Consider the following 20,029-nt stretch of genomic DNA (forward strand, 5'->3'; position numbering starts at 1 on the left):
AGCACCTTGCGGCCGGCGCGCGCCAGAATGGCGCCCGCGGTCAAGCCGCCGAGCCCGGCGCCGATCACCACTGCGTCGTAGCGCGTCATTCAGGACGAACCCCGTCATTCCATAGCGTGTTCGGTTCGCGCGAATCCAACGCGTCAAACCAAAAGCCCGCGTTTCCTGGGCGTTTGTGCCGCAGCTTCACATGCCAGACCTTAAACCGAGGTTCCCCGGTTCTGATCCAGCAGCGTCACCGTTCAGAACGATGAATGGTTCGTTGCCGCGACGGGAGCCCGGCTTATTGCCAGGTCGAGGTTTCCGAATCCCAGCGCTGACCCTTGAGCTCCTTGGTGAGCGCGGCCAGGGCGCCGCCGTCGCTCGGCTGCTCGGCTTCTTCGTCATTCGTCGAGTCGTCGCGTAGCGACAGCTTCGCGGCATTCTCGTCCGTGGTGGTGATCGACGGGCTGCCGACCCACAGCATCAGCTTGTCGGTGCTGCCGGGGCGGTCGGCGCTCAGCAGGGCCTCGACCTCGATCGTGTCGGTGAGCTGCAGCGCCGGAAACGTGGTGCTCGGCCGCTTCAACGTCAGCTTCAGCTTGCCGGTATTCTCGTCGAAGGCCTGGGCCGACAGCTTGGCATTCAGCGATTGCGACAAGGCGGCCGCCACCAGGGTGGCGATCTTGTCGCGGTCGAGCTTGCCGCCGTCGCGGTAGCCCTGCGCCGGGAACAGGATCGTGCGGTCCATGTCGACCATGCCGTTGGTCCAGCCGGCCGCGGTGACGCCGGGGAACGCCTTGGCTTTGGCGATGACCGCAGCGGCGCGCTCCGGATCGACCGACAGGTTGATGACCATCGAACCTGAGCGCAGCGAGTCGCAGCCGACGTCGAGGCTGGACAGCGACACGTCGACATTCTGGCCGCGCAGCGTCTTCAGGAAGTCCGAGGCCGCTTCGAGGCTGACCCGTACGCCGACCGCCTCGGGCGAGACCTCGGTGAAATCCTTCGGCGCAGCGGCGATGCTGTCCTCGGTCGTCTGGTTGTCTTGGAATTCCTTCTCACTGAGATCGGAATTCTCGCTCGAGGCGATGTCGTAAGTGGTGGTGCCGACGCCCACTTGACCCTTGAAGTCGAACATCTCGCCGTTGGGCTTGCGGGTCAGCTTCACCGTCACCGGCGTCTTGCTGCCGAGGCTCTGAGTGGTTCCGGTCAGCGTCTGGCCGTCGACATGGAGTGTCGCGACAAAACGATCGCGACTGTCGCTGCCCTTGGGCATGTAGCAGACGTCGAGGGTGGCAGCGCTGACGGCCTTGCCTTGCCGAGTTTCCTTCAGGATGACGTCGGCGCCGTCCATGAAGCCGTCGATCGCGGTGAAGTACCGCGTCTCGCTCGTCGGCGTGGCGGATTTCGGTGTGGCTTTGGTTTGCGCGCGAGCCAGATCGGTCGCAGGCAGCAGCATCAGCAGGCTGAACAGGATCGCACGCATCGAATGATTCCCCGGCAGGATTCGCAGGCTAAGGCTTGTCGATTCGAAATGAATCCGAACCAAGGCTGAGTAGCAGATCGGGCGGCGAGGGCGGAGAAAAACAGCTTTGGGAAGCGAGGCGATCCGCGAGGGCCCACCATCCACAGACGTCCTCGCCCGCTTTCGCGGGCGAGGACGTGGTCAGTTGGGGCGAGCGCTGTGATCCACGACAGCGAGCAGCAAGCGGCTCGAGAAGCTATCCCCCAAACGAACAAGGCCGCCCGAAGGCGGCCTTGAAACAATCGAACGAGAAGGCGGGGAGCGCCGGGCTTTAGAAGCCCATGCCACCCATGCCGCCCATTCCTCCCATGCCGCCGCCACCGCCCGGCATCGCCGGCGCGTCGGCCTTCGGCAGCTCGGCCACCATCGCTTCGGTGGTGACCAGCAGCGAGGCCACCGAGGAGGCGTCCTGCAGCGCGGTGCGGACGACCTTGGCGGGATCGACGATGCCCTTGGCGAGCATGTCGACATACTCTTCGCTCTGGGCGTCGAAGCCGAAGGTCTCCGACTTGTTCTCGAGGATCTGCCCGACCACGATCGAGCTTTCGACGCCGGCGTTCTCGGCGATCTGGCGGATCGGGGCTTCGAGCGCCTTCAGCACGATGTTGATGCCGGCCTGGACGTCGGCATTGTCGTTGCTGATGCGGCCGACGGCCTTCTTGGCGCGCAGCAAAGCGACGCCGCCGCCCGGCACGATGCCTTCCTGAACCGCAGCGCGGGTCGCGTTGAGCGCGTCCTCGACACGGTCCTTCTTCTCCTTGACCTCGACCTCGGTGGCGCCGCCGACGCGGATCACCGCGACGCCGCCGGCCAGCTTGGCGAGACGCTCCTGCAGCTTCTCACGGTCGTAGTCCGAGGTGGTTTCCTCGATCTGCGCCTTGATCTGCGAGACGCGGGCCTCGATGTCCGGCTTCTTGCCGGCGCCGCCGACGATGGTGGTGTTCTCCTTGTCGATCACCACCTTCTTGGCGCGGCCGAGCATCTTCAGCGTGACGCCTTCGAGCTTGATGCCGAGCTCTTCGGAGATCAGCTGACCGCCGGTCAGGATGGCGATGTCTTCCAGCATCGCCTTGCGGCGATCGCCAAAGCCCGGTGCCTTGACGGCGGCGACCTTGAGGCCGGCGCGCAGACGGTTGACGACCAGGGTCGCCAGCGCTTCGCCTTCGACGTCTTCGGAAATGATCAGCAGCGGCTTGCCCGACTGCACCACGGCTTCGAGCACCGGCAGCATCGCCTGCAGGCCCGACAGCTTCTTCTCGTGCAGCAGCACGTAGGCGTCGTCGAGTTCCGCGGTCATCTTCTCGGCGTTGGTGACGAAGTAGGGCGACAGATAGCCGCGATCGAACTTCATGCCCTCGACGATGTCGACTTCGGTCTCGAGCGACTTGTTCTCTTCGACCGTGATGACGCCTTCGTTGCCGACCTTCTGCATCGCCTGAGCGATCATCTTGCCGATCGGCGCGTCGCCGTTGGCCGAGATAGTGCCGACCTGGGCGATTTCGGCCGAGGAGGCGACCGGACGGGCGCGCTTCTGGATGTCCTTGACCACCGCGGCGACGGCGATCTCGATGCCGCGGCGCAGATCCATCGGGTTCATGCCGGCGGCGACCGACTTGCCGCCCTCGCGGACGATGGCCTGGGCCAGCACGGTGGCGGTGGTGGTGCCGTCACCGGCGAGGTCGTTGGTCTTGGACGCGACCTCGCGCAGCATCTGCGCGCCCATGTTCTCGAACTTGTCGTCGAGCTCGATCTCCTTGGCGACGGTGACGCCGTCCTTGGTGATGCGCGGAGCGCCGAAGCTCTTCTCGATCAGCACGTTGCGACCCTTGGGGCCGAGCGTGACCTTGACCGCGTTGGCGAGAACGTCGACGCCGCGCAGCATCCGGTCGCGCGCATCGCCAGCGAATTTAACGTCTTTGGCTGCCATCTAATCTCTCCTGAATGAGGTGCGTGGCGATCAGCCGACGACGCCCATGATGTCGGACTCTTTCATGATCAGCATTTCCTGACCGTCGAGCTTGATCTCGGTGCCGCTCCACTTGCCGAACAGCACGCGGTCGCCGACCTTGAGGTCGATCGGGATCAGCTTGCCGGCTTCGTCGCGGCCGCCCGGGCCGACGGCGACCACCTCGCCCTCCTGGGGCTTTTCCTTGGCGGTGTCCGGGATGATGATGCCACCCTTGGTCTTGGTCTCGGCGTCGACGCGCTTCACCACGACGCGGTCGTGCAAGGGACGGAAGTTGAGCTTGGCCATGGGAGTTCCTGTCGGTTGGGGAAGGCTTCGGTCGATGCGCAGGAGCGATGCGGTCTGGTCGTCGTCCGCTGTTGGCAATCGTCCTGGATGAGTGCTAATCGAGCGCCGAAATATGGCTTGGCATCGGTTCTTGTCAAGCTGACGGCCGCCGAGTTCGCGCTTTTAAGGCCTTGGTGACCATGCCATGACATGCTGCGGCTGCCGATTGGAGCACCGCCGTCATTGAATTGACCGCATTGCTTGGTGGGACGTTTTGCGGTTGTCTGCGGCGATGGGCGCGGGGACACTTCGCTCGGGGAGAAATCATGCTTCATTCACGTCACACGCGCGCGCCTCTCAATCTGGGGATCGCCTCGCTTATGGCGCTCGGCCTCGGCGCGTGCGGCAGCTTTGGCGGGTTCAGCGGCTTCGGTAATTCCGAGCCGGCGGCCGTGCAGGAGCCAGCGGCGCCGCCGGAAATTCCGGCGACGATTCGCTCCGAGGAGATCGTCGGCCGCTGGGGATTGGCGTCTTATCTCAACCAGGCCGACCGCGCCCGCACCGAGAAGGCGGCGCTGGACCAGTGCAAGAATCCCTACGTGATCGGCGCCGGCCCGACCGGCGGCGTCATCATGCATCTGGCCGACCAGGCGACCCCGCAGGAATTGCGGCTGAAGGGCTCCACCGGCGGCAAGAACTATATCGGCCCCGCCGGCCCGATCGGCGACCAGGATCGCGAGATCATCTCGTTCAACGGCCGGGTGATGATCACCCGCTTCGTCGATAAGGACGCGGCCACCCGCTACGGCTACATGGTCTATGTGCGCTGCGCGCCGCGGCCTTGATCCAAGCCGATCTTAAAACGGCTGAGCGGCGATGCCATGATCGGATGATCATGACCCGATGATCGCGCTGCGCCGCCTGCTCGCCGGCCCGAACCGCGCGGTCGTCGTTCTCGCCGTTACCCAGATTCTGTGCTGGGGCATGCTGATCTACCCGCCGGTGCTGGTGATGCCGCATCTGGTGGCCGCCCGGGGCTGGTCGCTGGCGTCCGGCATGGCGGGATTCTCGCTCGCGCTGGTGTTCTCCGGCATTCTGTCGCCGATCGTCGGCGGCCTGATCGATCGCCACGGCGGCAATGTGGTGATGGCGCCGGGCGCGCTCGCCGGTGCGCTCGGCTTCGTCATGGTGGCGGGCCAGGACTCGCTGCCGCTGTATTTTGCCGGCTGGGCACTGCTCGGCGCCGCCATGGCGACGAGCCTCTACGATCCAGCCTTCGCCACGCTGGGGCGGCTGTTCGGCGCTTCGGCCCGGCGGCAGATCACCTTCGTCAGGTTCGCGGGCGGCTTCGCCTCGACGGGCGGCTGGCGGGCGAACCATCTGTTGCTCGAACATGTCGGTTGGCGCGGCACCTATTATGTCTTCGCTGCGGTGATGGTACTGGTGGTGGCGCCGCTGCATGGTTTGGCGCTGCCACGCCAGCGCGCACTCGATACGGCACCGGTCGAGTCATCGCCGCATCTGGTGCCGGACGAGCCGCTGCGACCGGAAGGACGTGTGTTCATCCTGATGGCAGCCGGCTTCGCATTGCACGCCTTCATCCTGTCCGGTGTCACCTCGAACCTGTTGGCCGCGCTGGAGCGCGGCGGTCTGGCATCCGGCACGGCGGTGATGCTCGGTGCGCTCTTCGGCCCGTCCCAGGTGGTGGCCCGGCTGATCGATTTTCTGATGGCCGGGCGCATTCACCCACTCTGGATCGCCCGCGGCGCGGTCGCCCTGATGGCGAGTGCGTTCGCGCTGCTGGCCTTTGTCGGAGTATCGGTGCCGGTGGCGGGGCTGTTCTGCATCGCCTTCGGCGCCGCCAACGGCGTCATGACGATCGCCCGCGGCAGCCTGCCGCTGTTGATGTTCGGCCCGCAGGGCTATGGCCGGGTCATCGGCCGCATCGCCCGGCCGGCGCTGTTCGTTCAGGCATCGGCGCCGTTCATCGTGGCGGCAGCGGTGGAGCGGTTTTCCGACGCCGCGGTGATCGAGGTCGGGATGGCGGCGGCCTTGGCCGGGGTCGGCTGCTTCATGGCGCTGCGACCGCCGCGCGCCGCGCGGCGGTAGCTTCAACTGTAGGGTGGGCAAAGGCGCGAAGCGCCGTGCCCACGCGACGCCGGCGACTGTGGCGCGTGGGCTTCGCTGCGCTCAGCGCCACCCTACGCGCCTGATCGATCAAACGCCGATCAGTTGAACATCGCGTCGATGTCGTCCTGCGAGGCGTGGCCGTCGTCGTCGAGCTTGGGGCCGTTGAGCAGCTTGGCGTCGCCCTCGCGGGTGTCGACGACCGGAGGAGCGTGCGACTTGATCTCGTCGACGCCGCCCCAGATCTCCATCATGGTGACGATGTGATGCTCGATGAACTTCACCGTGGTCATCACCTTGCTGATGCGCTGGCCGGTGAGGTCCTGGAAGTTGCAGGCTTCGAAGATCGAGATCACGCGCTCCTGGATCTCTTCGCTCAGCGCCTTGCGCTGATCGGGCGAGTCGACCTTGGCGAGCGCGGTGGCGGCCTGGTCGATCGCTTCCGCGGCTTCGAGGATCTGCTGGGTCGCTTCTTCGGTGCCGCCGACCACGGCGCCGAGTTCGCCGTTGACCTTGGCCATCTCTTCGCCGTTGAAGCTCTTGGTGTGCAGCACCGCGATTTCGCGCTTGGTCTGGTCGATCGCGTTGTGGATCAGGTCGAGTTCGACCTTGAGCTTTTCGCACTGCTCGACCTGAGCCTTGTAGCTCGCCAGCAGCGCCTTCATCTCTTCTGCCTCTTCGGCTGTCGTGGAGGCGATCTGGCTGGCCCCGATTGCGATACTTCCGCCGCCGCTCGCCGCCATCCCGACGATCTGGCTGCGGATAGCGCGTAGCTCCGCCATGATGTCCCGATTGCTCGGGCCGGACTCGCCGCAGTCGAGGGGCGCGAGCAGCGGCGCGCCGGCCGTGAGTTCTTCGATGCGGAAGCGTTTGCGTTGAAGCGACATCGGCGGTTCCCAAAGTTCTTGCTTCACAACTACGTAAAGCCATTCCTTTAACGACGCGTTTCACGCCGGAACTGACTCGTAAACTAACTGCGGATTCGCGGTGACCGCCTGTTAACCATGAGGCCCGCGCGTTCACCCGTTGTAAACGCTACCAACAACTAACTGCTGCGAATGTCTTCGTGGTGAATCCGATCGGCGTCCGCGTTTACCAAACCGATCGGGTTTTGGTTTCTGATCCGTTGCGTTCACCGGATGCGTGCCGACGCGTCCCCGACGAAACAGTGCAGAGTACGTCGATGATCAGGAAAGCCACACTTTCGTTTCTCACCAGCGCGTCCTGCCTCGTGGCCGGCGTGCAACTCGCCTCCGCCCAGGAATTGATGCGGCAGGAGGCGATGCCGGCCGCCGCGCCGGGCTTGATCTACGCGCAGCAGCAACAGCCGCAACCGGTGCGGATGGCGTCCGCGCGCTCCAATATGGGCGGCGGCTTCATCGAGTTCTTGTTCAGCGACGGCGACGCCCAGCCGCCGGCGCGCTACCAGCAGGACCCCGGCGCTTACCAGGACCAGCCGCGCGGCCGCTATCTGCCGCCGATGGCGCCGGATGCCGGTGCGCAAAGCGCAATCGAGCCGGCGCAGCCCGGCATGGATCCGATCTACGAGAAGCAGATGGTCGAGTACTCCGGCAAGGAGAAGCCTGGCACCATCGTGATCGATACGCCCAACAAGTTCTTGTACCTGGTGCAGGGCGACGGCAAGGCGCTGCGCTACGGCGTCGGCGTCGGCAAGCCGGGCTTCACTTGGTCGGGCGTCAAGACCATCACCGCGAAACGCGAGTGGCCGGATTGGACGCCGCCGAAGGAGATGCTGCAGCGACGTCCGGATCTGCCGCGCCACATGGCGGGCGGTCCGGATAATCCGCTCGGCGCCCGCGCGATGTATCTGGGCTCGACGCTGTATCGCATCCACGGCTCCAACGAACCGTGGACGATCGGCACCAACGTGTCGTCCGGCTGCATCCGGATGCGCAACGAGGACGTCATCGATCTGTACGGCCGCGTCAGCGTCGGCGCGCGCGTGGTGGTGATCTGATCGGAGCTGCTACGAGGCCGCGAAGAACGCGAGCAGCGCTTTCGCGGTCTCGTCCGGCGCTTCCTCGGTGAGGAAGTGCCCTGAATTCACCGGCTGGCCTTGGACATCCTTGGCCCACTTCTTCCAGGTATCGAGCGGCGTCGCGGCGGACTGCGCGATGCCGGCATCGCCCCACAGCGCCAGCATCGGCACTTCGATCTTGCGGCCGGCCTCGAGGTCTGCCTTGTCGTGCTCGAAATCCGCGAACGCGCCGGCGCGATAGTCCTCGCACATCGCGTGCAGCCGCATCGGATCGCGGAACGGCGCCAGATAATGTTCGAGCGCGCGCGGATCGAAGCACGACAGATCGTGCGCCTTCGCCCAGCTCGCCAGCTTGTTCTTCAGGAAGAAGTCCGGCGCGGCTCCGATCAGCGTCTCGGGCAGCGGCGCCGGCTGCGCCAGGAAGCTCCAGTGATACACCTTGAGCGCGTAGCGCCGGTCCATGCGCTGCCAGTATTCGTAGGTCGGCAGGATATCGAGCGTCGCCAGCTTAGTCAGCCGGCCGGGATGATCGAGCGCCAGCCGATAGCTGACACGACCGCCGCGATCATGGCCGGCGAGGCCGAACCGGACATGGCCGAGCTGCTCCATCGCCTCGATCAGCTGCTGCGCCATCGCCCGCTTGGTGTAAGGCGTGTGCTCGTCGTCGCTCTCCGGCATGTCGGACCAGCCATAGCCGGGCAGGTCGGCGATGATCAGCTTGAACTGCTTCGCCAGCTCCGGGGCCACCCGGTGCCACATCACGTGTGTCTCGGAGAATCCATGCAGCAACAACAACGGCGGCCCTTCGCCGCCAGTGCGCGCGAAAATCCGTCCGGAGGAAGTGTTGATCCACTCCGAGCCGAAGCCCGGAAACAAGTCGGCAAGATCGGGCATCGGCGGGGTTCTCCCTTGTTAATTTGGCACAGCGAAGCGACGCAGTCGGCGCAACCTCTCCCGCTTGCGGGGGAGGTCGGATCGCGTCAGCGATCCGGGTGGGGGAAGCTGAGTCTCCGAACTACGTGGCCTCTGTGCTCGGCTCGCCCTCACCCCAGCCCTCTCCCGCAAGCGGGAGAGGGGGCGCGCCGAGCAGGATGCAGGTCCCCCGCCAAAACGAACTACTTCCCCCGGCGTTCCCGCGCCACGGCCTGCCAGCCGATGTCGCGACGGCAGAAGCCCTCCGGCCAGTTGATGACGCCGATCGCCTCGTAGGCGCGGCGCTGGGCTTCGGCGACGGTCTTGGCCGACGCGGTGACGGCGAGCACGCGGCCGCCATTGGCCAGGATCCAGTCGCCCGACGCCACCGTGCCGGCGTGAAAAATCTGCACGCCGGAAATTTTCTCGGCGCGGTCCAGGCCGGCGATGCGGGTGCCCTTCTCGTAGCTGCCCGGATAACCCTTGGCGGCCATCACCACGGTGAGCGCCGGGTCGTCATGCCAACGCAGGCTCATATGCGCGAGCTGGCCGTCGGCACAGGCGAGCAGCGCCGGCACGATATCGTCTTTCAGCCGCAGCATCAGGACCTGACATTCGGGATCGCCGAAGCGGACGTTGTATTCGATCAGCTGCGGACCATCCTCGGTGATCATCAGTCCGGCGAACAGCACGCCCTTAAATGGCGCGCCCATCGCCTTCATGGCTTTCAGCGTCGGCGTGATGATGCGATTCATCGCCTGCTTGCAAATCGCGTCGGTCATCACCGGCGCCGGCGAGTAGGCGCCCATGCCGCCGGTGTTGGGTCCCTTGTCGCCGTCATAGGCGCGCTTGTGGTCCTGGGCGGTGGCGAGAGGCAGCGCGTGGTCGCCGTCGCACAGCACGAAGAACGAGGCCTCTTCGCCGACCAGAAAATCCTCGACCACGACTTCGACGCCGGCCGAGCCGAGCGAGCCGCCGAACATCATGTCGACAGCGTCCTCGGCCTCTTTCAGCGTCATCGCCACGACGACGCCCTTGCCGGCGGCGAGGCCGTCGGCCTTCACCACGATCGGCGCGCCCTGGACGCGGATATAAGCCTTGGCCTCGTCCGGATCGCTGAAGCGCTCATAGGCGGCGGTCGGAATATCGTGGGCCTTGCACAGGTCCTTGGTGAAGCCCTTGGAGCCCTCGAGCTGCGCCGCCTTCCTGCTCGGTCCGAAAGCCCTGATGCCGGCCGCGGCGAGATCGTCGACGATGCCGGCGGCGAGCGGCGCCTCGGGCCCGACCACGACGAAGTCGATCGCGTTGGCCTTGCAGAACGCGATCACCGCCGCATGGTCGGCGACATCGAGCGCCACGCAGGTCGCTTCCTTGGCGATGCCGGCGTTACCCGGCGCGCAATATAGCTTGGTCACCAGCGGCGACGCCGCGATCTTCCACGCCAGCGCGTGTTCGCGCCCGCCCGAACCCAGAAGCAGAATGTTCATCGATGCCTGACCGCCCGCAGCCTGTTGTTGGCCGAGGTTTACCACGCGGCCGCGCCAAGGAAACGCGGGCAGGGCCGCAATGTGGATATGTCAGGTCTCCGCGGGTGGCACCCCGGCGATAATTTCGCGCAGGCTGGCGACGTGGCGGGCGAATGCACCGCGTCCCGACGCCGTCGCCGTCACCGTGGTCTGCGGCTTCTTGCCGACGAAGGCCTTGTCGACGGTGACGTAAGCGGCGCGCGCCAGCGTCTCGATATGGGCGCCGAGATTGCCGTCGGTGGCGCCGGTGAGTTTCTTCAGGCGAACGAATTCGAGGCCTTGGCCTTCCGGCAGTGCGTTCAGCGCCGCCATGATCTTCAGCCGCAGCGGCTGGTGAATGATGTCGTCGAGCTCGGCCATGATCAGTCCCGACGCATCCACAGGCCGCCGAGGATGAGGCCGCCGCCATTGACGGCCGCCATCCACAGTTCGAACCAATCGCCGACGAAGACGTCGCCGATCAGCGTCAGCGCAATGATGGCGACGCCGATGATCACGAAGGCGCGGCCGACCCACAGGCCGGCGATGCTGTAGACGGTCATGAAGTAGATCGGCCAGAACACGCCGAGCTCGCGCGGTCCGAAATGACCAAGGTAGCAGTTGAGATAACCGAACGCGAGAAACAGCAGCAGCGCGAGTGGAATGCGGGCGTCGAATCCGACGGCGCTGCGCCGGCGTACCAACGTCCCGACGGCGAAGGTGCCGGCGACGCCGACGACGTTGACGGCGATCCAGACCCAACCGGCGGCGCGCGGCCACAGATAGGAAACGATGTAACCGGCCAACACCAGCGCGCCCCATTGCATCAGGATCAGGCTGGTGAGGTCGTAGATCCGCGACTGGCGGACGCGCCGGACGATCGCCTCGATATCCGACAGCGCCTCTGCGGCCTGCTTGGCGTCGATGTTGCTCACGTGCCGGCTCCGGCGCCGACCACCACATCGGCGATGCTCGACAGCGCAGCCGGATCGGCGACGATACCCATGTGATCGACACCCGGCAGCAGCTTGACCTGGACGCGCTCGCCCAGCGTGGATTGGTAGTTCTCCGGCTGCATCAGTTCATCGGCCGCGCCGATCATCGCGGTGATCGGACTGGTGGCGCCGGCGAGGTCGGAGCGGAAATCGCGGCTCGGTCCAAAGCCGGTCAGCAGCCGGAACGAATAGGCCGTGGTGACGTACTTCTCCGACCCCGGCGGCACCGCAAAGGCGATCACGGGAAGCTGGTCGCAGCAGGCGATGCCGGCGCTTTGCAGCAGCTGCAAAGCTACGATGCGCGGCATGTCGGGGGCCGCCCAGCCGCCGCTGCCCGGCCGGTTGGTTGCCTCGCGGTAGCCGAGATACGGCGCCAGCAGCACGGTGCGGGCGAAGGCCCGGCCGACCGGCGAGCCCGCCATCCGCAGCGCGAAGCCGCCGCCGGAGGAATGGCCGAGCAGCACCAGCGGCGCGCCCGGACGCGCCGCCTGCACCATCGCCACGAGGTCAGCGAAATCGTCGGCGAGCTGGCCGCGATGGCCGATGTCGCCGCGAGTGCCGGAGCCGCCGTGGCCGCGAATGTCAGGCGCGAAGGTCTCGACGCCGCGCGCCGCCAGGGCCTGCGCCAGCGCATGCACCGCGATGCTGGAGCCCGCCGAGCCGTGAATGACGATCGCCACCTCGCGGACGCCGTCCTTCTGCGGCTTGTAGCGGCGATAGGCCAGCTCGGTGCCGTCGCGTGCCTGAAACCGCGACAGCGCCGGCATCCCGCTGCGATTGACCGCGCGGGCGCCATTGTCGATCGAGGCCAGGGGAGGCGGCGCCGTCACCGGCACCGTGATCGCGGCGGCCACGGCAATCGCCGCCAGTCCGACCCCGCTCATAGCGTAGACCCCGATGCGCAGCATTGTCCGAGCGACAGCCATCCCAGCCTCCTGTTTCATTTGTTTATAGAGAACTCTGTATCATAGAGTATAAACGTCCGCAACGCTTGATTGGCGGCCGGGGCACAATTCCCTAACTTGCCGGCGAACCAGGATATCGAATCGCATGGCCCGCCTGCTCGCCCCCGAAACCCTGTCCAACACCGCCGAATTCACCGTCTCGGAGCTGTCGCAGGCGCTGAAGCGGACGGTCGAGGACGCCTATGGGCATGTCCGGGTCCGCGGCGAGATTTCGGGCTTTCGCGGGCCGCATTCGTCCGGGCACTGCTACTTCGCCCTGAAGGACGAGAGCGCCAAGATCGAAGCGGTGATCTGGAAGGGCGTCGCCGGGCGGATGCGGTTCAAGCCGCAGGAGGGCCTCGAGGTCATCGCCACCGGCAAGCTCACCACCTATCCGGGCTCGTCGAAGTATCAGATCGTCATCGAGTCGCTGGAGCCCGCCGGCGTCGGCGCGCTGATGGCCTTGATGGAAGAGCGCAAGAAGAAGCTCGCCGCCGAAGGCCTGTTCGACGAGGCGCGCAAGCAGCTGTTGCCGTATCTGCCCGAAGTCATCGGTGTCGTCACCTCGCCGACCGGCGCTGTGATCCGCGATATTTTGCATCGGCTCGAAGACCGCTTTCCGCGCCGCGTGCTGGTGTGGCCGGTGCGGGTGCAGGGCGAAGGCTCCGCCGAGCAGATCGCCGCCGCGATCCGCGGCTTCAACGCGCTCGAGCCCGGCGGCCCGATCCCGCAGCCCGAGCTGCTGATCGTCGCGCGTGGCGGCGGCTCGCTGGAAGATCTGTGGTCGTTCAACGAGGAGATCGTGGTTCGCGCCGCGGCCGACAGCATGATCCCGCTGATCTCCGCGGTCGGCCACGAAACCGACGTGACGCTGATCGATTTCGCCGCCGACAAGCGCGCGCCGACCCCGACCGCGGCCGCCGAGATGGCCGTGCCGGTCCGCGCCGATCTGTTCGTCGAAGTGCAGGGTTACGCGCGGCGGATGCTGTCGTGCTGGTCGCGCGGCCAGGATTTCCGCCGCAACGAACTCCGCGCCGCCACCCGGGCGCTGCCGTCGGCGAGTGAGCTGCTGGCGCTGCCGCGGCAACGGCTCGACGGCGCGTCGTCGTCGCTGCCGCGCGCGCTGCGCGCCAACACGCATGCGCATCACCGCCGTTTCGCGCAGGCTGCGGCCGGCATGACGCTGAAAGTGCTGCGCGCCCAGGTCAGCCACAGCGCCCATCGCCTTGAAGTATCAGGCACGCAGCTGCAGCGCTGCGCCCGCGCCACGCTGCGCCATCGCCGCGAACGTTTCGAGGGATTGGCAGTAAGGCTTCAGGCCTCGAAGCTCGCAAATCAGCAGGCCCAGCGCATGCGCATCGCGCGCGAGCAGGAGCGCCTGCAGCGTCTCGCCGAGCGCGCCCGCCGCGCGCTGGTGACGCTGCTCGATCGCCGTCAGGCGCGGCTCGACTCGAGTGCAAAACTACTTACCGCGCTGTCCTATCGTGGCGTGCTCGCGCGTGGCTTTGCGCTGGTGCGTGATGCCGAAGGCCGTTCCGTCCATGCTGCCGCCGCGGTCGGCGCCGGCGCGCGGCTGAACGTGGAATTCGCCGACGGCCGCGTCGGCGTCACGGCGGACGGTGAGCGCCCGCCGGGCGCCGCGACCGACAAGCCCTCGGTCGTCCACAAGTCGGCGCCAAAGCGGACGCCCAAAGCGGTGGATCAGGGCTCGCTGTTCTAAGCGGCGGCCCGGCTTTTCCTCTGACAGCCAAGCGAGAAACGTCGGCAGCGGTCCAGTCTTCTCGGCATTGTGCGCCGTCAACGCCACATAGCCGGTGCGGCGAACGCGTATATCGGGGAACGGCGTGATCAGCCGGCCCGCCGCGATATCGATGTCGAGCATCGGCAACGGGCCGATGCCGAGGCCAAGACCGTCCTCGACCGCCTGCCGCGTCACGAAGAAATGGTCGAACACGCGCCGGGGCCGTCCGACCAGATGCGACAGCCCGGCGGCTTCGAGCCAGTCGATCCAGTCGCCCGGTCGGGTTTCGCTGGACAGCCAGACATGCGCCTCGACGTCGGCCGGCGTCCGCACTGGCTGCCGTGCGAACAGGGCCGGGCTCATGATCAGGGTATCGACGTCGTCGATCAGCGGCCGCACGCGAAAATTCGGCCAGGCGCCTTCGCCGGCTTTGCCGTGGCGGATCGCGACGTCGAAGCCGCCGCGTAGTTCCTCCTGCACGGTTGACACCGTCGTCACCGCCACCTCGATCTGCGGATGCGCCGCGTGGAAGCGGTCCAGCCTTGGAATCAGCCAGCGCATCGCCAGGCTGGTCGGCGCGCTGACACGCAGGATGCGCCGCGTGCCGGGCCGGCCGCAGGCCTCGGCCGCCGCGACCATGCGGTCGAACGACAGTCGTACCTCGGCGGCGAACACGCTGGCGATCGGTGTCGCCACCATGCGGCGACCGGCACGGGCGAACAGCCGTTGGCCGAGCCAGTCCTCCAGGATGGCGATCTGACGGCTGACTGCGCCATGTGTCAGCCCGAGTTCGGCTGCTGCAGCCGCATAGCTCCCGGTCCGGGCGGCGACTTCAAAGACCCGCAGAGCATTCAATGGAAGGGCAGAGCGCATCTAACTCGTGAGAAAAGCTGACGGGTTACGTGAGAAGTACCTGTCTATTCTCCAGAAAATCACAGATTAGTCTATGGCCGTCATGAAGCCAGCCATGCAGATCGCCACACCCATCGACGCGGCGCAGAGTATTCCGGCACCGCAGGGCGATCGCCGCGGGTTGATAGCCGCGTGCACGGCCCACGCCCTGCACGACGGCTACACCGACGCGCTGTACGCCTTCCTGCCGGTCTGGCAGGCCCAATTCGGACTGTCCTACGCCGAGCTCGCCGTCATCCGGGCGCTGTATTCCGGGACGATGGGTGGCCTTCAGATTCCGGCCGACCGGGCGCTCCGCAGCCTGTCGTCGCGGGCCGCGCTGGTGCTGTCGACGCTTGTGGCGGCGGCCGGCCTTCTGATCATCGCGCTGCCGTTCGGCTTCGCCGGTCTGTGCCTCGGCCTGCTGCTCGCCGGCGTGGGGTCGAGCATCCAGCATCCGCGCGGTTCGCTGCTGGTCACCGATAGCTACGGTGAAAACGCGCGGCGGCCGCTCGGCATCTACAATTTCTCTGGTGACCTGGGAAAAGCGATGCTGCCGGCGCTCGTTGCCGTGCTGCTACCGCTGCTGGCGTGGCGGCCGATCATGGCGCTGATGGCGGCGCTCGGCGTCGTCACGGCTGCGGCGCTGATGCGGCTGGCGCCAACGCGAGTCGCGTCGGTGGAAGCAAAGCCGACGCGGGCGGGCGAAGGGCGCGGTGGTTTCGTCATCCTCACGATTATCGGTGCGCTCGATACCGCGACGCGCATGGGCTATCTGCTGTTTCTGCCCTTCCTCATCCATACGCAGCACGGCGACTCGCCGGTCGTCGGCCTCGCCTTGGCGCTGCTGTTCATCGGTGGCGCGTTCGGCAAGGCGGTCTGCGGCTGGCTCGGCGAACGCTTCGGCGTCGTCGGCAGCGTCGTCGTCACCGAAGCCGCCACCGCGGTGCTGATCGCCGCAACGCTGATCACGCCTCTGCCGGCGACGCTGGTGCTGCTGCCGCTGCTCGGCATCGTGCTCAACGGCACCTCTTCGGTGCTGTACGGCACGGTGCCCGAACTCACGACGGGAAACACCGGGCGCGCTTTCGCGGTGTTCTACACCAGCGTCATCAGTTCGGGCGGCGTCGCACCGATTATCTACGGCGCCATCGGCGATCACACCAGCCAGACCACCGGCATGCTGGCGACGGCCACGACAGCGGCGCTGATCGTGCCGCTTGTCATGATGCTGAGGCCGTATCTGCGTAGCCCTGGTCCATCGTGTGCCACCGCAACGTGACGACGTCCTCCTGCTTTATTCCACACTAGCGAGATTGGCTCATGACAACTGACTCTCAGGCTCCGCTGTTTCTGATCACCGGTGGAAGCCGCGGCGTCGGCGCCGCGGCCGCGCGCCTCGCTGCCGCTCGCGGCTACGACGTCGTGATTAGTTACGTTTCCGACCAGACAGCCGCGGCTTCGGTCGTGGCGGATATCGAGGCCGCCGGCGGCCGCGCTCTGGCCGTTCGTGCCGACAGCGCCGACCCGGAGCAGGTGGCCGCGTTGTTCGCCACGATCGATCGGGAGTTCGGACGCATCGACGTGCTGGTGAACAACGCCGCGATGTTGATGCGGCAGTCGCGGCTGGAGGATCTCGGCTTCGAGCGCATGCAGCGCATCTTTGCCGTCAACAGCATCGGCCCGATGCTGTGCGCGCAGCAGGCGGTCCGGCGAATGTCGCATCGTCACGGCGGCCGTGGCGGCGTGATCATCAACGTCTCGTCGGCCTCGGCTCGCCTCGGCAGTCCCAACGAATATGTCGACTACGCAGCCTCCAAAGGCGCGCTCGAAACCTTCACGATCGGTCTGGCCAAGGAAGTGGCGCGCGAAGGCATCCGCGTCGCCTGCGTACGCCCGGGCCACATCTACACCGACATGCACGCCAGCGGCGGTGAGCCGGGCCGGGTCGATCGCGTGAAAGACACGATCCCGATGGGGCGGGGCGGTCAGCCCGAGGAAGTCGCCCGCGGAATCCTATGGCTGGCCAGCGACGAAGCCTCGTTCGTGACCAATACGTTTCTCGACGTCACCGGCGGCAAGTAACAGCTGGCGCGACGAGCGTCACCGCCCCAGCCAATGCGCGACGCGCTTCTCGGCGTCGCGGCGGGCGGCCGGATCGGAGCCGATATGGCCGCGGCCGGGCTCGGTCGGATCGGCGCTGGTTAGATGCAGCGGCACCTCGGGAATGTCGAAGCCGTGATAAGCGCCGGGATAGACCACGAGCTGCGCCAATGCGCTGCGGCCATGAGCGCCGTCCACCATGGCGCGGCAGGCCGGCGGCGACGAGATGTCGTCGCTGCCGCCGATCAGCACCAGCGTCGGCGTCCGCGCGCTCCAGCCTGAGCGCGATGACAGCCGGCAGTCCGGATAGAACGCCACGGCAGAGCGGAAGTCGGGATCGCCTTTGGCGAGCATCAGCTGCGGCCGCACCGCCCAGAGCAGGGCGCTGGCGCCGTTGTCCCAGCCGATCAGGCCGATTCGCTCGCGCATGACGAACGGCTGCTCTGCCAGCCAATGCCGGGCGGTGAGGATATCGGCCAGCCGCTCGCGCCGTGCCAGCACGCGGCGGGTCTTCGCGTGGCATTGCGGACCGATATCGCGTGAGCCGTAGCTGTCCGGCCACAGCACCGCGTGGCCGGAATGCACCAGCCGCGCCGCCCATTCGGCATAGCGGCGCTTCACCGGTTCGCCGAGACCATCGCAGCCGTGCAGCGCAATGACCGCGGGAAACGGACCGTCGCCGCTCGGCTTGTACAGCGCCGCGTGCAGCACGCCGCCCTGTCGGGGCAGATCGACCATCTCGACATCGAGCGCCGATGCCGCTTGCATCGCTGGCTTTGTCGCTTTGACTGCGGTCAGGGTCGGCTGGGCGATCGCCGCGGCGGCGGACAGCAGCACGGCCACGATCGGCAGAAGCAATTTGGGGGACATCGTAGAAGTCCGGGTCTTGGTCGAGGCGAATTTCGGTCGCTGGATTCCCGCCGCGGCGGCAACTGGCCGGTGTTTCGAAAACTACCATGCACGGCAATCGCGATTCATCACAACTCGGTGGTTTGCAAGGCGGCGCATTCGGCCTATCTCTTGGACCGGTGTTTGCGCGTTCTCGGCCGGTCGATCGCCGGGGCCGCGGTAGGAGATCAAGCCGTGCTCAATAAATTCGGCCCGTCGGGCTCGGGCGAAGCCCAGGTGCAATATCTCGATGGCGACTTCCGGGTAATCTCGCCCGGCACCTGGGTCCGCTGCGCCGTCACCGGCGTGCAGATCCCGCTCGACGAGCTGAAGTATTGGAGCGTCGACCTCAAAGAGGCCTACGCCACTCCCGATGCGGTGTTGCAGCGGCATCATCCCGAAGCGCTGAAGGCGCGGGGCTGAGCTGCATCGTCATTGCGAGGAGCGCAGCGACCAAGCAATCCAGTTGAGTGCACGGAGCTGGATTGCTTCGCTACGCTCGCAATGACGTAATTTCAGGCGGTACTCTGCCAAAGCCCATCGTCATCCTGAGGTGCGAGCCCGAAGGGCTCGCCTCGAAGGATGGGCCACAGGCACCCGAGGCTTTCACCGCACGCGCAGCCGCATCCTTCGAGGCTCGCTGCGCTCGCACCTCCGGATGACGACTCAGTCGTTGAAGAAGAGCGAGTAGGCATTCTTTAAGCGCGAGCCCTGCCAAGCCGTCGTTGCGAGGAGCGGAGCGACGAAGCAATCCAGCTACGTACTCGGCGCTGGATTGCTTCGCCTTCGGCTCGCAATGACGAGGAATTTCGGATGGACTACGTCTTCGCCCGCACTTTGTTGATGCGGTCGAGCAGCAATAACCGCAACGTGGCTTCATCATCGAAGCTCAGGCTCACCGGTAGCGTCATCACGTCCGCGCCCAGCGTTGACGTAGCGGCGCCGAGGCGGGCGAGATCTTTTTCGGTGGTGACGAGCGTGAGCTGATCGCGCTTGGCGATCGCGGCGAGCTGCTGCACTTCGTCCGCTGTAAACGCATGGTGATCGGCGAAGGCGCCTTCGGTTACGACGTCGACGCCGCCGTCGCGAAGCGTCGTGAAGAACTTGGTCGGATCGCCGATCCCTGCGAAGGCGAGGACGCGGCGGCCGCGCAGCGCCTCCAGCGTCGCCGCGTCAGGCACGAGGCGCGCGCGTAGCACGGCGCCGCCCTGGTCTGTGACACGCGCCGCGATTTCATCCGCCGCATGTCCGTCGCCGATCACCACCAGCGCGTCGGTGCGTTCGATCTGCAAGCGCAGCGGTGCCCGCAGCGGACCGGCGGGAAAGCCGCGGCCGTTGCCGAGGCCACGCCGCGCGTCGATGACGATCAGCGACAAATGTTTGATCAGCGCCGGGTTCTGGAAGCCGTCGTCCATCACGATGACGCTGGCGCCACGGGCGCGGGCCAGCGCAGCGCCGTCGATGCGCTCGCGCGCCACCACGACGGGCACGCGCGTCGACATCATCAGCGGCTCGTCACCGACATCAGCCGCGCTGTGGCTCGCCGGATCGACTTCGATCGGCCCATGCAGGCGGCCACCGTAGCCGCGGCTCAGCACGACCGGGGTTTCGCCGAGCCGGCGCAGCAACTCGACCAGCGCCAGCGTGGTCGGCGTCTTGCCGGCGCCGCCCATGTGATAGTTGCCGACGCAGATCACCGGCACGCCGGCTTCGATGCCGTCCTGTTGCATGCGCCCGGCGGCGATCTGGCCGTAGATCACGGCGAATGGCAGCAGCAGCAAGGACGACGGAGAAAAGCGAGCCTGCCAGAAGCGCGGCTCACGCATTGGCAGCGCCTTGTTCGATCTGCAACTGCAGCAGATAAGGCTCGAGCGCCGCGACCGTGCGGTCGAGCGCACCGCCGAGCCGTTCGACCACGCGCGTCGCGGCGGCGACCGAACTCGACCGCGCGTTCTGGTCTGACAGAAGCAGCCCGAGGCGGCGCACCAGCATCTCTGTGCTGTCGGCCTGGGCAGCGCCGCCTTCGTCGTCGAGGGCGCGATAGATGTCGGTGAAATTCGAGACGTGCGGCCCGTGCACGATGGCGGCGCCGAGCTTCACCGCCTCGATCGGGTTCTGGCCGCCGTGCGGCACCAGCGAGCCGCCCATGAACACGATCGGCGCCAGCCGGTAGAACAGGCCGAG

Annotated in this window: 19 protein-coding genes and 1 pseudogene; 7 read left to right on the forward strand and 13 right to left on the reverse strand. The window is 66.6% G+C overall.

Features of this window, described 5'->3' with window-relative positions:
• Positions 1 to 283: 283 nt before the first annotated feature.
• From I5M_RS03535 to groES, 3 genes are all read right to left on the reverse strand, one after another.
• Complete coding sequence (locus tag I5M_RS03535; protein ID WP_022720139.1) at positions 284 to 1,468, reverse strand: hypothetical protein; 1,185 nt, start codon at positions 1,466 to 1,468, stop codon at positions 284 to 286.
• A gap of 310 nt (positions 1,469 to 1,778) precedes the next feature.
• A complete protein-coding gene (groL, locus tag I5M_RS03540) occupies positions 1,779 to 3,434 on the reverse strand; it encodes a chaperonin GroEL (RefSeq protein ID WP_022720140.1) in 1,656 nt (551 codons plus the stop codon).
• Between the two features lie 30 nt (positions 3,435 to 3,464).
• Positions 3,465 to 3,761 carry a co-chaperone GroES gene (groES, locus tag I5M_RS03545; RefSeq protein WP_022720141.1) on the reverse strand — a complete coding sequence of 99 codons (297 nt, stop codon included), beginning with the start codon at positions 3,759 to 3,761 and terminating at the stop codon, positions 3,465 to 3,467.
• A 305-nt stretch (positions 3,762 to 4,066) separates the two neighbouring features.
• Between groES and I5M_RS03550 the strand changes: the two genes are divergently transcribed.
• Together I5M_RS03550 and I5M_RS03555 are read left to right on the forward strand one after the other, a co-directional pair.
• Positions 4,067 to 4,585: a hypothetical protein gene (locus I5M_RS03550; RefSeq protein WP_022720142.1), complete on the forward strand. Its 519-nt coding sequence runs from the start codon at positions 4,067 to 4,069 to the stop codon at positions 4,583 to 4,585.
• A gap of 58 nt (positions 4,586 to 4,643) precedes the next feature.
• Positions 4,644 to 5,849, forward strand: a complete 1,206-nt coding sequence (locus tag I5M_RS03555) for an MFS transporter (RefSeq protein ID WP_022720143.1) — start codon at positions 4,644 to 4,646, stop codon at positions 5,847 to 5,849.
• A 119-nt stretch (positions 5,850 to 5,968) separates the two neighbouring features.
• On the opposite strand, the gene I5M_RS03560 is transcribed toward I5M_RS03555, so the two are convergent.
• On the reverse strand, positions 5,969 to 6,754 hold the full coding sequence (locus I5M_RS03560; protein ID WP_022720144.1) for a protein phosphatase CheZ: 786 nt from the start codon (positions 6,752 to 6,754) through the stop codon (positions 5,969 to 5,971).
• Positions 6,755 to 7,050: 296 nt separating this feature from the next.
• Between I5M_RS03560 and I5M_RS03565 the strand changes: the two genes are divergently transcribed.
• Positions 7,051 to 7,845, forward strand: a complete 795-nt coding sequence (locus I5M_RS03565) for a L,D-transpeptidase (protein WP_031335240.1) — start codon at positions 7,051 to 7,053, stop codon at positions 7,843 to 7,845.
• Positions 7,846 to 7,854: 9 nt separating this feature from the next.
• Here I5M_RS03565 and I5M_RS03570 read toward each other — a convergent pair whose 3' ends face one another.
• From I5M_RS03570 to I5M_RS03590, 5 genes are all read right to left on the reverse strand, one after another.
• Positions 7,855 to 8,760, reverse strand: a complete 906-nt coding sequence (locus tag I5M_RS03570) for an alpha/beta fold hydrolase (RefSeq protein ID WP_022720146.1) — start codon at positions 8,758 to 8,760, stop codon at positions 7,855 to 7,857.
• Positions 8,761 to 8,981: 221 nt separating this feature from the next.
• Positions 8,982 to 10,265: a phosphoribosylamine--glycine ligase gene (gene purD / locus I5M_RS03575; RefSeq protein ID WP_022720147.1), complete on the reverse strand. Its 1,284-nt coding sequence runs from the start codon at positions 10,263 to 10,265 to the stop codon at positions 8,982 to 8,984.
• 90 nt (positions 10,266 to 10,355) lie between these two features.
• The gene (locus tag I5M_RS03580; protein WP_031335242.1) at positions 10,356 to 10,664 is read right to left on the reverse strand and encodes a transcriptional regulator; all 309 of its coding nucleotides are present in this window, start codon (positions 10,662 to 10,664) and stop codon (positions 10,356 to 10,358) included.
• A 2-nt stretch (positions 10,665 to 10,666) separates the two neighbouring features.
• Positions 10,667 to 11,218 carry a hypothetical protein gene (locus I5M_RS03585; protein WP_022720149.1) on the reverse strand — a complete coding sequence of 184 codons (552 nt, stop codon included), beginning with the start codon at positions 11,216 to 11,218 and terminating at the stop codon, positions 10,667 to 10,669.
• Complete coding sequence (locus I5M_RS03590; RefSeq protein ID WP_022720150.1) at positions 11,215 to 12,204, reverse strand: alpha/beta hydrolase; 990 nt, start codon at positions 12,202 to 12,204, stop codon at positions 11,215 to 11,217. The genes I5M_RS03585 and I5M_RS03590 overlap by 4 nt, the downstream gene beginning before the upstream one ends.
• A 124-nt stretch (positions 12,205 to 12,328) precedes the next feature.
• On the opposite strand from I5M_RS03590, the gene xseA reads away from it, so the two are divergent.
• Entirely contained in the window at positions 12,329 to 13,942 is a 1,614-nt protein-coding gene (gene xseA, locus I5M_RS03595; protein WP_022720151.1) for an exodeoxyribonuclease VII large subunit, read from the forward strand.
• A gap of 27 nt (positions 13,943 to 13,969) precedes the next feature.
• Here the strand turns inward: xseA and I5M_RS31175 are convergent.
• Positions 13,970 to 14,836: pseudogene (locus I5M_RS31175) on the reverse strand (LysR substrate-binding domain-containing protein); the annotation flags it as partial.
• A 94-nt stretch (positions 14,837 to 14,930) separates the two neighbouring features.
• Here I5M_RS31175 and I5M_RS03610 point away from each other — a divergent pair.
• Together I5M_RS03610 and I5M_RS03615 are read left to right on the forward strand one after the other, a co-directional pair.
• A complete protein-coding gene (locus I5M_RS03610) occupies positions 14,931 to 16,136 on the forward strand; it encodes an MFS transporter (RefSeq protein ID WP_031335244.1) in 1,206 nt (401 codons plus the stop codon).
• A 41-nt stretch (positions 16,137 to 16,177) separates the two neighbouring features.
• Complete coding sequence (locus I5M_RS03615) at positions 16,178 to 16,939, forward strand: SDR family oxidoreductase (protein ID WP_022720155.1); 762 nt, start codon at positions 16,178 to 16,180, stop codon at positions 16,937 to 16,939.
• 18 nt (positions 16,940 to 16,957) lie between these two features.
• On the opposite strand, the gene I5M_RS03620 is transcribed toward I5M_RS03615, so the two are convergent.
• Positions 16,958 to 17,827: a dienelactone hydrolase family protein gene (locus I5M_RS03620; protein ID WP_022720156.1), complete on the reverse strand. Its 870-nt coding sequence runs from the start codon at positions 17,825 to 17,827 to the stop codon at positions 16,958 to 16,960.
• Between the two features lie 213 nt (positions 17,828 to 18,040).
• Between I5M_RS03620 and I5M_RS03625 the strand changes: the two genes are divergently transcribed.
• A complete protein-coding gene (locus I5M_RS03625; protein ID WP_031335248.1) occupies positions 18,041 to 18,268 on the forward strand; it encodes a DUF2093 domain-containing protein in 228 nt (75 codons plus the stop codon).
• A 395-nt stretch (positions 18,269 to 18,663) separates the two neighbouring features.
• Here I5M_RS03625 and lpxK read toward each other — a convergent pair whose 3' ends face one another.
• Positions 18,664 to 19,671 (reverse strand): tetraacyldisaccharide 4'-kinase, encoded by a 1,008-nt coding sequence (gene lpxK / locus I5M_RS03630; protein ID WP_022720158.1) that lies wholly within the window; start codon positions 19,669 to 19,671, stop codon positions 18,664 to 18,666.
• The coding region (locus tag I5M_RS03635) for a hypothetical protein (protein ID WP_031335250.1) at positions 19,664 to 20,029 on the reverse strand (366 nt) is incomplete at its 5' end. The genes lpxK and I5M_RS03635, both read right to left, overlap by 8 nt.

Origin of the sequence: Rhodopseudomonas sp. B29 (genome assembly GCF_000333455.1) — a bacterium.
Lineage (GTDB): Bacteria > Pseudomonadota > Alphaproteobacteria > Rhizobiales > Xanthobacteraceae > Rhodopseudomonas.